The following is a 13,904-nucleotide window of genomic DNA, read 5'->3' as shown; positions in this document are numbered from 1 at the left end:
CTCGCACGGTGGTTTACAGAATGAACATGCCTGGATCCGCCGCGCTCGAAGGCGGGTTCCGTCCGGCGCCCGCCCCGCAGCGGGGTCTGTTGGCGGGGCGGGCGCCGGCGGGGCTTCACGGGGCCGTTCGGCCGTCCGGGCCCGGGCCCTCAGCGGGACCCGGACCGGATGACGCGCGGTGGCGTGACTACTCCAGGCCGGCGGACTTGCAGGCCTTGGCGTACTCGGCGGTGCAGATGTCCGCGACCGTGTACAGCTTGTCCTTGACGACCGTGTCCTTGATGTTGTCCTTGGTGACCGAGACAGGGGTCAGGAGCTTGGCGGGCACCTTGTCGCCGGAGCCGCTCGTCACCTCGGTGTCGGCGAGGCTCTTGACGTCCTTGCCCTCGAGCAGGGCGACCGCGAGCTCGGCGGCGGTGTCGGCCTCCGGCTTGTAGGCCTTGTAGACCGTGGAGGACTGGGTGCCGGCGACGATCCGCTGGATGGCGGCGAGCTCGGCGTCCTGGCCCGTCAGCGGGATGTCGCCGATCTTGGCGCCCTTGAGGGTGTTGGCGATACCACCGGCCATGCCGTCGTTGGCGGCGTAGACGCCGGCGATGTTCTTGGCGCCCAGCTGGGTGATCGCGGCGGACATCTTCTCGGCGGCGACGGTGTCCTTCCAGAGGCCGGACTGCTCGTAGGCGATGTCGACCTTGCCGTCGAGCGCCTTGTGGGCGCCTTCCTTGAACTGGCCCGCGTTCGGGTCGGCGTCGTCACCGTTGATCATGACGACCTTGGACTTCTTGGTCGCCTTGTCACCGAGCGCCTCGAGCAGGGCCTGGCCCTGGAGCTCGCCGACCTTGACGTTGTCGAAGGAGACGTAGGCCGAGACCGGACCCTGGGCGAGACGGTCGTAGGCGACGACCTTGACACCCTTGTCCACCGCGGACTGGATGGAGGACTTGATGGCGGCGGAGTCCTGGGCGGAGACGACGATGACCTTGACGCCCTTGGTCACCATGGTGCTCATCTGCTGAGCCTGCTTGTTCGGGTCGGCAGCGGCGTTCGCGTACTGGACGTCACAGTCGGAGCAGAGCTCCTTGACCTTCGCCTCGAAGTACGGCTTGTCGAACTTCTCGTAGCGCGCGGTGACGTTGTCCGGCAGGAGCAGACCGATGGACTTGCTGTCCGAGCCACTGCCGCTGTCCGAGTCGTTGTCGTCGCCGGCCTTGCCGCAGGCGGCCACGGAGAGCGCCAGCGAAACCGCGGTGGCGCCGATCACGACTCTACGCATCGTTGCGTTCATTTGGGTTGTGCCTCCCTGACACGGGCCGCAGCACTGCGGCCGAGGTGGCTGGAAGTCAACTCGGCCACACGTGCGACGTCAAGAAGTAAATCCTTAACGGGTTGGCAACGGCGTGTTTCGTTCTCTAAGTGAAGGCAGGGGTGGCCGCGGTCAGGGTCCCGTCCAAAAGGGTCGAATCGCCCATCTCGCTGAGGGCCAGCGCAAGCGCCCCGAGGACCTCCGCACGACCGCCAAGTGCCCCTGGCAGCACCGAGAGTTGACGTGCGGCACTCGGGATCGCGTACCGGCCGACCGACTCCCTTATGGGCCCGAGCACGAGCTCCCCGGCCTCGGCGAGATCGCCACCGAGGACCACGCGGCTCGGGTTCAACAGGTTGCAGAGATTGGCGACTCCACTTCCGATGTGGCGGCCGACGTCGGCGATCACCCGGCGACAGCCCGGATCCCCGTCCCTCGCCAACCGCACGACGCCTTCCATCGTCAGATCGGTCCCGTGACTGGACTGGAGGAGCGGCAGCACATGGCGCGCGGCGGCGAAGGTCTCCAGGCAACCGCGGTTTCCGCAGCGGCAGACCGGTCCGGATTCATCAAGAGTAATATGCCCGATTTCTCCCGCTGTGCCACCGGGGCCCCGGTAGATCTTGCCGTCGATGACCAGCCCGGCTCCCACACCGCTGGCCACCTTGATGTAGGCCAGGTCCCGCACCCCGCGCCCGCTGCCCCAGACCAGCTCGCCGAGGGCACCGAGGTTGGCGTCGTTGTCCACGTGCACCGGGACACCGAGGCGGTGGCGCATCTCGGCGGCCGGGTTGGTGCCGGTCCAGCCCGGCAGGATGGCGGTGGAACCCAGCGTCCCGGACTCCACGTCGATCGGTCCGGGGACGCCGAGGCCGACGCCCGCGATCTTCGTGGGATCCACCCCCGTGGCCTCGATCAACCGGGTGACCAGCTGCTCCGCGCGGTCGAAACCCTGGGCGGAGGAGGCGTCCACGTCGAGCGGCTCGGACTCCTCGGCCAGCACCTGGTGTGCGAGGTTCCCGATCGCGACGCGCAAATGCGTGTGCCCGAAGTCCACGCCGATGACGATGCCGGCGTCGCCGCTGAGGGAGACCGCGCGAGCCCGGCGTCCACCCGCCGATGTGGGCGTGACCTCGACCGTTCCGCCGTCCTTGAGTTCGCGGACGATGTTGGAGACCGTGGCCGCGGACAGGCCCGTCGTCCTGGCGATCTCGGCCTGCGTGAGCGAGCCGGCGAGACGCACCGCCCGGACGACGCGTTCGAGATTTGCTCGGTGCAGCGAAGACTGCGACCCCGGAGTCTCCATCGACTCATCCACTCCTGTCCCAGGCCGGACGGCCCCCGCCACCCGTGACCCAGGTCAAAGCCGCGGATCCCGGGTCACTTACAAGTTGTGAACTCCAAGCTCCGCTGAACGGGTTACCGCAGTCAAGTCCTTGACGGAAACTGGCGTCGCCAATTGACCACTAAATGTCACGGGGGCGCTACGTCGGGGTCGTCCGGAGGCCCTCCTGACTACTTCAGGGTCGCCGACGTCAGGCCGGCCTGCACCTGACGCTGGAACGAGAGGTAGACGACGAGCATGGGGATCATCGCGATGGTGACACCTGCGAAGAGAACGGGCAGGTCAGAGGCGTATCCCTGCTGCTGTTGCAGCTGCACCAGACCCTGGGTGAGGACATAGCGCTCGGGGTCGTCACCGCTCTGCGGCTGCATGAGGACGGTGGGCAGGATGTACTGGTTCCACTGGCCGAGGGTGTTGAAGATGCCCACGCTGATCAGGCCCGGTTTCGCCATGGGCAACATCACCTGGAAGAAGGTCCGGGTGTGGGACGCCCCGTCCAGGATCGCCGCCTCGAAGACCGCCGTGGGCAGGGTCCGGAAGAAGGCGTGCATGAAGAACACGGTGAACGGCAGCGAGTAGGCGACGTAGACCAGGATCAGGCCCTGGTAGCTGTTCAGCATGTCGAGGCGCTTGACCATGAAGAACAGCGGGACCAGCGCCAGGAACACCGGGAACATGGCCCCGGCGACGAAGAAGAAGTACAGCAGCCGGTTGCCCCAGAACTGGTAGCGGGCCAGGACGTACGCGGCCATCGAGCCGAACAGCATGGTCAGCGGCACGGAGAAGACCAGCACGATGACCGTGTTGAGGAAGTAGGCGCCGATGCCCTTGTCCCAGGCGCGGGAGAACACGTCGAGGGACCAGTTCTGCGGCCAGCCGAAGGCCGAGCCGCCGATCTGGGCGTCGGTCCTGAAGGAACTGAGGATCAGCCACAGCAGCGGCAGCACGATCATCAGGGCCCACAGGACGAGGAAGCCGTGCGAGAAGACGTTCAGGACGACGCCTTCGCCGCGTTCGTCGCGGGGCTCGACCGGGCCCCTGCTCACGGCCGGACCGATGGGGGCCGAGTCGCCAGGGGAGGCGGTCTTGAGGGGTGCGCTCATCGTTGCGTCATCTCCGGCTTCAGAACTCGATGCGTTCACGGCGGGTGGCGCGCAGCATGACCACCGAGACGATCAGGGTGAGGAGCAGCATCACCACGCCCATGGCGCAGGCGTAGCCGCTCTTGCCGTACAGCAGGAAGTTCCGCATCATCACCGTCGCCATGACCTCGCTGTGGTGATCGGGACCGCCGCCGTACTCCCCCGCCGTCATCGTGGAGACCAGGATGAACATGTCCATGGCCGCGATGCCGAGGTAGACCCAGGCCGTCTGCACGGAGTCCCAGAGCAGGGGCAGGGTGATCCGGAAGAAGGTGTGGGCGCGGCCGGCGCCGTCGATCAGCGCGGCCTCGTAGATGTCCCTCGGGATGGCCTGCATGGCGGCGGAGAACAGCACCAGGTAGAAGCCGACGCCGTGCCAGACGACGACCGCGATCAGGGCCCAGAGCACGACGCTCGGTTCGTTCAGCCATTCGACGGGGCCGCTCTCGTCGACCAGCCCCAGCTTCATGAGGAGGCCGTTGAGCATGCCGCCGCTGTCGCTGCGGTACACGGCGCCGAACAGCACCGCGAGGATGGCCAGCGACAGGACCTGCGGGAAGAAGTAGACGATCTTGTAGAAGCCCGACCCGGCGACCCCCGAGACACCGCCGGCCCGGCTACGGCCGCCGGCGTTCAGCATGAACGCGAAGAACAGCGCGAGCAGGATGGTGATCACCGGGATGAACACCAGGAACAGGATGTTGTGCCAGATCGCCTGGAGGAAGATGTCGTCCTGGAACAACGCGGTGTAGTTGTCCAGCCCGACGAAGCTGAACGTCTGGGACTGCCCCTTCCAGTCCGTCAGCGAGTAGCCGAAGGTCTGGAGATAGGGCCAGATGACGAAGATCAGATAGAGCGCCACGGGGACGATCAAGAATCCCGCGACGAACCGGTACTGCCCTTTGCGCATTGGCGTGATCCTGCCTTGGGTTCCGTGAGACGAAGGGCCCGCGCGCTTCGGGAGCGCGGGGAACTGCGCGCATGCCTTCCACGGTGGACCGCGGCCCACCACACCACTCAGCCCCCCACGACGCCCGGAGGCCCGCTCAGTCCCGGCGGTTCTTCTTCGAATCCGGGTCCTTCGCCTGCTTGTCCACGGCCTCCTGCGCCCGCTTCAGCCACTCGGCCGGCTGGATCCGCTTCGCCATCAGCTCGTTCGACGCGTTCTGGATCGCCGTGTCCATCTCGCTGTACCACTCGGTGTACAGGTACCGGAAGGTGTTGTCACCGGCGGCCTTGGACGCCTCGACCGTGGACTGCGTGCCGGGCCGCAGCTGTACGCCGGGGTCGACGCCGTCCTTGAGGATGGTCAGGGAGTTCGCCTCCTTGGCGAACAGCGTCGACCATTCCTTGGACAGCATCATCCGCATGAACTCCTTGGCGGCCGGCAGGTTCTTCGCCTTGGCGGGGATGATGAACGGCTCGCCGGAGCCGGCCCGGATCGCCTCGAACGGCATCACGCTGTCGGGCAGCAGCGGCATCGGCATGAACGTCATGTCGAAGTCGGCCGGGGTCTGCTTGAGCTGCTCGTTCTCCAGCCAGGAACCGGAGGTGATGAAGACGGCCTTGTACTGGTTCCAGCGGGTCTGGGACTCGGTGTGGGTGAGGCCGTTGGTGCCGGGCATCAGATAGCCCTTCTCGACGACCTCGTAGATCGCCTCGACGCCTGCCTTCGCCGCGTCGGAGCCGACGAACGCCTTCGGGTCGAGGTTGTCGATGGCCTTCATGGCGTCGAGACCGCCGGTCTTGGCGATCAGGTCCATGATGGCGACGTTGATGTAGTACGGGTACTTGCCCTGGTGGGCGAGGCCGCCGATGCCCTTGGCCTTGGCCTCCTTGCAGATGGTGAGGAAGTCGGCCCAGGTCCTGGGCTCCTCCCAGCCGTTCTCCTTGAACAGCTTGCCGGAGTACCACAGGCCCCACACCGTGTAGATGTAGTTGAGGGCGACGACCTTGTCCTCCTGCATGCCCGCGTCGAGGGTGCCGGGGATGAGGGTGTCGCGGACCTTCTTGGCGGGGTCGTCGATCGAGGGGGCGTCCAGGACCGCGGCCAGGTCGAGGAGCTGGTCGTTCTTGTAGAGGACGTCGATCGGGATCTGCTGGGCGCCGGAGTCGTCGACGATGTCCGGCGGGTTGCCCGCGTTGAACCGGGGCTGGAGCTTGCCGGTGATCTCCTGGGTGCCGGTGTGGGTGGAGGTGACGCCCCACTTCTTCTGGAAGGCGGCCTCCCACGCCTTGGCGTAGGTGTCGCCGTAGCCGCCCTTGAAGATGACGACGTCGAGCTTGCTGCCCTTCTTGACGCCGAAGGGGTTGGACTCGGACGTCTCGCCCTGGGCGCCCTCGGAGGAGTCGTCGCCCCCGCCGCCGCTCGCGCAGGCGGACAGGAAGCTCATCGTGGGGACGGTGATCAGGCCCAGCGCGGCGGACCGCTTGATCAGATCGCGGCGGCCCACACCCTCCGCGGTGGTGGTGCCGGAAGCCTCGGGTTCGTTGTTCTCAGCGGTCGTGGATCCCATGCTCAAGTCCTCGCCTTCTCCAGGACTCAGGCGGTGAACCGGATCCTCCCGGCACCGCGATCGGTTCAAGCTGGGGTCGTGCGTGAGGATTCAACAGGGGTGGGACGGCGGTCCGCGCGCGGACACGTCCGCGCCCACCGGTAATTCCCCCCAGGTAGTGCCCGTCCACCGTCGTGCGACCACGATGCGGACGCCGACAGGTATAGTCCACTTCCCGCCAAGGGAGCAAGATCGAATGCAAGGTTGGCCGTCGGTCTTTTCCGAGTTGAGACCTCGCGGAAATACGAGCGTCCATACGGCACTCGACCACAAGTTCCCCGTCATTCGACCCGGATGGCTCACTCAACACCCTTGACACCACTTGTCACTTGAACCACTACTGGTCCCTGCGCAACACGGCAGACAACGTTGTCCACTTCTGGTCGTTCCGTGGTCGTCCACGCGGTCCAGCGGGCTGATCAGGCGCAGGGAGGGTGCTCGCGCATGCGGCACGGATGGGGTTCCACGGTGGCGCTCGGCGCCGCCGCGTTCGCTCTGGTGGTGGCCTCGCAGGGGGCCGCCGTCGCGTTACCGGCCCGGCCGGCGGCGGCCGACCGGGAGTTCCGCTCCTCGTTCGAGTCGGGGGATCCGGCTCCGGACTGGGCCGACACCGTCGACACCGCACCCGACGGCTCCCCCCGCGCCTCCGGCGTCGACGGCGGCTACGCCACCGGCATCCCCGGCAACATCACCGACCGGGTGACGGAGGTCAGGGCGAGCGGTGAGAACACCTCGGGCGGGGAGGTGAAGGAGAACCTGGTCGACGGGGAGCCGGGCACCAAGTGGCTCTCCTTCCAGCCCACCGCCTGGCTGGAGTTCGACCTCGACCGACCCGCCGAGGTGGTGACGTACGCACTGACCTCGGCGAACGACGTCGCGGGGCGCGACCCGAAGGACTGGACGCTGAAAGGGTCCACCGACGGCAAGGAGTGGCGGACCCTCGACACCCGCACCGGCGAGTCCTTCCCCGAGCGGTATCTGACCAGGTCGTACGACATCGCCGCCGACGCGGTCGCCGGGTACCGGCACTTCCGGCTGGACATCACCCGCAACAACGGGGCCTCCACCATCACCCAACTCGCCGACGTGCAGTTCTCCACCGGCGGCGGCCAGGCGCCCGCGCCGAAGGAGATGCGCACCCACACCGACCGGGGGCCGAGCGGGTCGGCGACCGCCAAGGCGGGCACGGGCTTCACCGGGAAGCGGGCGCTGCGGTACGCGGGCCGGCACACGGCGGACGGCCGGGCGTACGCGTACAACAAGGTCTTCGACGTGGACGTGGCCGTCGGACGCGACACCGAACTGGCGTACCGGGTCTTCCCGTCCATGGCGGACGGCGACCTCGACTACGACGCCACGCACGTCGCGGTCGACCTGGTCTTCACGGACGGCACCTCGCTCGGTGAGCTGCGCGCCGTCGACCAGCACGGGTTCCCCCTGACGCCGCGCGGACAGGGCGCGGCGAAGGTGCTGTACGTCAACCAGTGGAACGACGTGGTCTCCCGGATCGGGTCGGTCGCGGCCGGGAAGACGGTGGACCGGATCCTGGTGGCGTACGACTCGCCGAAGGGGCCGGCGAGGTTCCGCGGCTGGCTCGACGACGTGACCCTGCGGGTGCGGGCGCCCGAGCGGCCGAAGGCACACCTCTCCGACTACGCGGTGACCACCAGGGGAACGAACTCCAGCGGCGGTTTCTCCCGCGGCAACGCCTTCCCGGCGACGGCGGTCCCGCATGGCTTCAACTTCTGGACGCCGGTGACCAACGCGGGCTCGCTCAGCTGGCTGTACGACTACGCGCGCGCCAACAACGCGGACAACCTGCCGACCGTCCAGGCGTTCAGCGCGAGCCATGAGCCGAGCCCCTGGATGGGTGACCGGCAGACCTTCCAGGTGATGCCGTCGGCCGCCTCCGGCACCCCCGACCTGGGCCGCACGGCACGGGCGCTGGCGTTCCGGCACGAGAACGAGACGGCCCGGCCGTACTACTACGGCGTCCGCTTCGAGAACGGCGTCACGGCGGAGATGGCGCCGACGGACCACGCGGCGGTACTCCGCTTCACCTATCCGGGGGACGACGCGAGCGTCCTCTTCGACAACGTCACGGACCAGGCCGGCCTGACACTCGACAAGGAGTCCGGGGTCGTCACGGGATTCTCGGACGTGAAGTCCGGGCTGTCGGCGGGCGCGACCCGCCTCTTCGTGTACGGGGTGTTCGACGCGCCGGTCACCGGGGGCGACTCCGCCGGGGTGAGGGGCCACCTCCGCTTCGACGCGGGCGCGGACCGGACGGTGACCCTCCGGCTGGCCACCTCCCTGATCAGCGTCGACCAGGCCAAGGACAATCTGCGCCAGGAGATCCCGGCGGGCACCGCCTTCGAGAGGGTCCGGGACCGGGCGCGGGCGCAGTGGGACCGGCTCCTCGGCAGGGTGGAGGTCGAGGGCGCGACCCCCGACCAGCTGACCACGCTGTACTCCAACCTGTACCGGCTGTACCTGTACCCCAACTCCGGCTTCGAGAAGGTCGGTTCGACCCACCGCTACGCCTCGCCGTTCTCCCCCATGCCGGGCCCGGACACCCCGACGCACACGGGCGCGAAGATCGTCGAGGGCAAGGTGTACGTCAACAACGGCTTCTGGGACACCTACCGGACGACATGGCCGGCCTACTCGCTGCTGACGCCGTCGCGGGCGGGCGAACTGGTCGACGGGTTCGTGCAGCAGTACAAGGACGGCGGCTGGACCTCCCGCTGGTCCTCCCCCGGCTACGCGGACCTGATGACGGGTACCTCGTCGGACGTGGCGTTCGCGGACGCGTACGTCAAGGGCGTCGACTTCGACGCGGAGGCGGCGTACGAGGCGGCGGTCAGGAACGCCACGGTCGTCCCGCCGAACCCGGGCGTCGGCCGCAAGGGCATGGCCACCTCCCCCTTCCTCGGCTACACCAGCACCGACACGCACGAGGGCCTGTCCTGGGCACTGGAGGGCTACCTCAACGACTACGGCATCGCCCGGATGGGCCGGGCCCTGTACGAGAGGACGGGTGAGAGGCGCTACCGGGAGGAGTCGGCGTACTTCCTGGACCGGGCGCGGGACTACGTGGAACTGTTCGACGAGAAGGCCGGGTTCTTCCAGGGCCGGGACGGCACCGGCAGGTGGCGGCTGGACTCCGCCGCGTACGACCCCCGGGTCTGGGGCCACGACTACACGGAGACCAACGGCTGGGGCTACGCGTTCACCGCGCCCCAGGACAGCAAGGGCCTGGCGAACCTGTACGGCGGCCGGGCCGGGCTCGCGAGGAAGCTCGACGCCTACTTCTCCACCCCTGAGACGGCCTCGCCCGACCTCACCGGCTCCTACGGCGGCGTCATCCACGAGATGACCGAGGCCCGCGACGTACGGATGGGCATGTACGGCCACTCCAACCAGGTCGCCCACCACGCGATCTACATGTACGACGCGGCCGGGCAGCCGTGGAAGGCGCAGGAGAAGGTGCGCGAGGTGCTGTCCCGGCTGTTCGTCGGCAGCGGCATCGGCCAGGGCTACCACGGGGACGAGGACAACGGCGAGCAGTCGGCCTGGTACCTCTTCTCGGCACTCGGCTTCTATCCGCTGGTGATGGGCAGCGGCGAGTACGCCATCGGCTCACCCCTGTTCACCAAGGCGACGGTGCATCTGGAGAACGGCAGGGACCTCGTGGTCCGGGCCCCGGAGAACAGCGCGAGGAACGTCTACGTTCAGGACTTGAAGGTCAACGGCACGACCTGGCGGTCGACTTCGCTGCCGCACGCGCTGATCGCGAAGGGCGGGGTCCTGGAGTTCGACATGGGCCCACGGCCGTCGCGGTGGGGCACGGGCGAGAGCGCCGCGCCGGTGTCCATCACCAAGGACGACCAGGTGCCGTCGCCACGCTCGGACGCCGTCGAGGGCGCCGGGGCACTCTTCGACGACACCTCGTCGACGAAGGCCACGCTGACGACGGCGGACCTGCCGGTGCCGGCCCGCACCAGGGCCGTGCAGTACACCCTGACGTCCGCCGACCGCACCGAGGCCCCCACCGGCTGGACCCTCCAGGGCTCGGCGGACGGCGGCACCTGGAGGACCGTGGACCGCCGGTCGGACGAGTCGTTCGCCTGGGACCGCCAGACCCGGGCGTTCTCCGTCCCCGCCCCGGGCTCCTACCGCCACTACCGCCTGGTGCTCGACGCCCCGGCGACCCTCGCGGAGGTGGAGCTGCTGTCGTGACGCCGAGCGCGCGAACACGGTGAACACGCGGGGCCCGGCGGTTTTTCGGGTCCCAACTGACCTGACGGTGGGGGTCGTTGACGGGACAGAGTCTTGTACGGACCACTCGACAACGTTGTCCGGCGTCGAGGGTTCGTACGAGCCTTTCCTCCCCCGAGCCGGTCTCCCCCGTACCGGCCCGGCCCACGGACCGGGTGGGCACGCACCACCCGCCCACCCGGTCCGCCCGAGCACCTCAGAGTCTCACCGGGGCACACGGCCCCTGGAGCCTGCCGTTCGGATCACTAGAAGGCTCATGAAGATCTTGGTGAGGGGCTGTCCGGCCGTCAGGCCGGACAGCCCTCCGGTCATGTACCGGCTGGTGCGATGTGCCAGGTGCCACTGGTGTGGGTGAGTCCGAGGTTGATCAGTCGGCGGAGGTTGAGGGCGGCGGCCCGGGTGTGGAGCCAGGTGTCGTTCTTGATGGTGCCGCGGTAGCGCAGGCGCCGGTTGCCGTGGTGGACGAGCCAGGCGACGGCGCGTTCGACCGGTGGCCGCCAGCGGCGGTAGTCGGCCTGCCGGGCGGGGTCGGTGGCCTGGTGGCGGGCGGCTGTCTGGAGGTCGTGGTGCGGGCGGATGGTCAGGATGCGTCCGGCCCTGGCTTTGGTGCACTGCTCGCGCAGGTGGCAGCCGGTGCATAAGTTGCCGAAGATGGCTTTGCGTTGGCGGTGCTGCCCGCCGGGGTCGGACAGGGCCACGGTGTGTCCGGCCGGGCAGGTCACGGTGGCGGTGGTGGTGTCGATGGCGAAGTCGTCGAGGGTGAAGCCGCCGGGGACGGCGGGCCGCAGCGGTGCGGGCTTGAGGAACAGCCGGTGCCCTGCCCGGTGCAGGGCCTGGCGGGCGTCGCCGGTGGAGTAGGCGGTATCACCGAAGGCGTCCACCGGTGTGTCCTCCTCGGCAAGCAGGTCCAGTCCGACGGCGGCCTCGTGGTGTTCGGGCCCGGCGCCGGGCCGCAGGGCGACGGCGGTGTACAAGCCGGTCTCGGGCTCGACGGCCAGGTGGGCCTTGAAGCCGTCCTGCCGGTGGGAGCGGGTCTTGTGCACGTGCCGGGCTTCCGGATCGGCGGTGGAGACCATCCGGTTCGGGGCGGTGCCTTGGGTGATGCGCCAGCGTCCGTCGCGGCCGTCGGAGTCCTCGGCGGGCTCGACGTCCTGGCCGGCGACCAGGGCCAGGATGCCCACCGCGTTCGCGGCTTTGTCGCCGAGCTGCTGGTCGGGCAGGTGGCCCAGCAGCCGCAGGGCATCTGTGACCAGTGCGTCGACCAGCTCGGCGCGGGCCTGCTCGTCGTTCCAGGCGATGCGGGGCTTGCCCGGGCCGGTGTAGTCGTGCGCGGTGCATCGCGCAGAGGCGACCGCTTCGGCGCCGGGGACCTCGCGGATCACCGCGCGGACGGCGGCGATGATCTGGGTGACGGTGTCCTGGGTGGCGACCGCGTCGTCCAGCACGGTGGAGTCCAGCGCCCGGCGGTGCCTGCCCTTGAGGACGCCGGTGGCCTTCACGACCTCGCGCACGGCCTCGAAGATCCGGTTCGGGCGGGCGGAACGGGCCAGCCGGCGGCGGAAGTAGGCCAGCAGCGACGGATCGAACGCCATGTCGTGAAGTCCCAGCCCGCATGCGGCCTTCCACCGCAGGTCGCACCGCAGTTCCTGCACCGTCTCGAAGTCCGACAGCCCGTGCAGGGCCTGCAAGGTGATCGCGGCGGCCAGGATCTGCGGCGGCATGCTCGGCCGTCCGTTCGCCGACGGGTACATGTCCGTGAACATCTCAGCCGGGAACAGCTCGCCACGATGCTCGGCCAGGAACGCGAACACACTCCCCGCCGGAATCAGTTCCCGGCAGGTCTCCCACACGTCCGGCCCGACCGTCTCGCCGACCCACTCACCCATCGCCACATGACGAGTCTGGCCCTGCCGCTGACACGGCAGGGCCAGAACCCAAGATCTTCATGAGCCTTCTAGGGCGTGTTTCGAAAGGAGCGTCGTCTACCCGAAGGGCAGACGGGACTTTCCCGACACGCCCTAGCCCACCCGGCACGGCAAGGTCGTACTGGAATCACCTCCCGGCCCTTGGACCACGTACCCGAAGGTCGCTGTCGCGCCGGGGGCCAGTGAGCCGTTCCAGTTGGTGTTGTGGACCATCACGTTCTGTCCGCTGTAGGTGGCGGTGCCGCTCCAGAGGCTGTCGACCCGCTGGCCGCTCGGCAGGGTCCAGTCGACCATCCAGCCGAGCATCGGGACGTCACCAGTGTTCTTGACGACGACCTCGGACTGGTAGCCGCCGCTCCACGTGCCCGTCGTGCGGCGGGTCGCGGAGCACTGGCCGGGTACGGGCTCGGTGGGGTTGCCGGGCTGCTTGATGCCGGTCACCTCGCCGTTGCCGCCGTCGAAGACGACGTCGGAGCAGGAGTAGAAGGTCTCCTGGCTGTCGGAGCGCTGCCAGACCATGTAGATGATGTGGCGGCCCGACTTGTTCGCGGGGAGCTGGCCCCGCCAGGAGTAGTTGGCCTCGACGGTGCCGGGGCTGCCGTTCAGCGGCGGGTGGTCGACGCTCAGGAACGGCCGGTCCTCGATGTCGTTCCAGGTGAGCGTCTTCGTCGGGTCGAAGCCGTCCTTGGTGATGTACACGTAGAACCAGCCCGGGTGCGCCGCCCACGCGTTGTACGAGAAGTCGACGTTCGCCCCGGCGGTGAGGTGGGTCAGCGGCCAGTCGCTGCTGGGCGTGTTGAACCCGGTGAAGTTGGTGTTGCCGCCGCTGCACAGCTGACCGTCCGGGACGAAGCCCCGGGTGCGGCCGGCGCCGTCCGAGCGGAGCACCGAGAACCAGTTGTAGAACGGGGTCGTCCCGCTCGTCTGCTGCGCCGCGCGGCAGGCCGGGTTGACCGGTTTGATCTCACCGGTGTCGGTGAGTCCGTCCTGCCAGCACAGGAAGGTACGGCTGCCGGGCTTCATCGGCGTGCCGTGCGCCTCCGCCTTGCCGCTGCCGGCGGTGACGACGAGGCCGAGCGCCGGGATCGTCGTCACGAGGGCCAGCAGGACGAGCAGCAGCGCGCGATGCCGCTTGGGCAGCCTCAATCGCAATGTTGTCAAATGCATGACAAACGCTCCTTGGGTGTACGGCCTTGAGGAACGTGCGTGTGCGCAGGTGCGTGCGTTGCGGATGTACGGGCGCGTACACGCGGATGTACGGATGCGTGTTCCGTGGCTGTGCGGGGGTGCGTGTACGCATGAGTGGTGCGGGGCGGGAACGGTCCCCCGAGGGGCGGGTTCCGGTCCGCCGCT

General features: G+C 68.6%; 8 protein-coding genes. 1 reads left to right on the top strand and 7 read right to left on the bottom strand.

The genetic code is table 11. From position 1 onward, the window contains the following. Nucleotides 1–187: 187 nt before the first annotated feature. The 5 genes from GSY65_RS28755 to ngcE form a co-directional block, all read right to left on the bottom strand. The gene (locus GSY65_RS28755) at nucleotides 188–1,285 is read right to left on the bottom strand and encodes a sugar ABC transporter substrate-binding protein (RefSeq protein WP_443043259.1); all 1,098 of its coding nucleotides are present in this window, start codon (nucleotides 1,283–1,285) and stop codon (nucleotides 188–190) included. A gap of 124 nt (nucleotides 1,286–1,409) precedes the next feature. Beyond that, complete coding sequence (locus GSY65_RS28750; RefSeq protein WP_159774091.1) at nucleotides 1,410–2,609, bottom strand: ROK family transcriptional regulator; 1,200 nt, start codon at nucleotides 2,607–2,609, stop codon at nucleotides 1,410–1,412. A gap of 209 nt (nucleotides 2,610–2,818) precedes the next feature. Next, nucleotides 2,819–3,751, bottom strand: a complete 933-nt coding sequence (locus GSY65_RS28745) for a carbohydrate ABC transporter permease (protein WP_159774089.1) — start codon at nucleotides 3,749–3,751, stop codon at nucleotides 2,819–2,821. A 19-nt stretch (nucleotides 3,752–3,770) separates the two neighbouring features. Next, the gene (locus GSY65_RS28740) at nucleotides 3,771–4,700 is read right to left on the bottom strand and encodes a carbohydrate ABC transporter permease (RefSeq protein WP_159774087.1); all 930 of its coding nucleotides are present in this window, start codon (nucleotides 4,698–4,700) and stop codon (nucleotides 3,771–3,773) included. Between the two features lie 136 nt (nucleotides 4,701–4,836). Further along, complete coding sequence (ngcE, locus tag GSY65_RS28735) at nucleotides 4,837–6,306, bottom strand: N-acetylglucosamine/diacetylchitobiose ABC transporter substrate-binding protein (RefSeq protein WP_159774085.1); 1,470 nt, start codon at nucleotides 6,304–6,306, stop codon at nucleotides 4,837–4,839. A gap of 483 nt (nucleotides 6,307–6,789) precedes the next feature. Here ngcE and GSY65_RS28730 point away from each other — a divergent pair, with 483 nt between their 5' ends. Continuing rightward, entirely contained in the window at nucleotides 6,790–10,587 is a 3,798-nt protein-coding gene (locus GSY65_RS28730) for a GH92 family glycosyl hydrolase (RefSeq protein WP_159774083.1), read from the top strand. 347 nt (nucleotides 10,588–10,934) lie between these two features. Here the strand turns inward: GSY65_RS28730 and GSY65_RS28725 are convergent, their stop codons facing one another. Beyond that, nucleotides 10,935–12,512, bottom strand: a complete 1,578-nt coding sequence (locus GSY65_RS28725; protein WP_159775663.1) for an IS1182 family transposase — start codon at nucleotides 12,510–12,512, stop codon at nucleotides 10,935–10,937. A gap of 132 nt (nucleotides 12,513–12,644) precedes the next feature. Then, nucleotides 12,645–13,718, bottom strand: a complete 1,074-nt coding sequence (locus tag GSY65_RS28720) for a lytic polysaccharide monooxygenase (RefSeq protein WP_201452698.1) — start codon at nucleotides 13,716–13,718, stop codon at nucleotides 12,645–12,647. Nucleotides 13,719–13,904: the final 186 nt, after the last annotated feature.

The organism is Streptomyces sp. HM190, from assembly GCF_009857135.1.
Classification (GTDB): domain Bacteria; phylum Actinomycetota; class Actinomycetes; order Streptomycetales; family Streptomycetaceae; genus Streptomyces; species Streptomyces heilongjiangensis.
The sequence above is the reverse complement of the archived record's forward strand: the minus strand, read 5'-3'. Positions and strand labels throughout refer to the sequence as shown.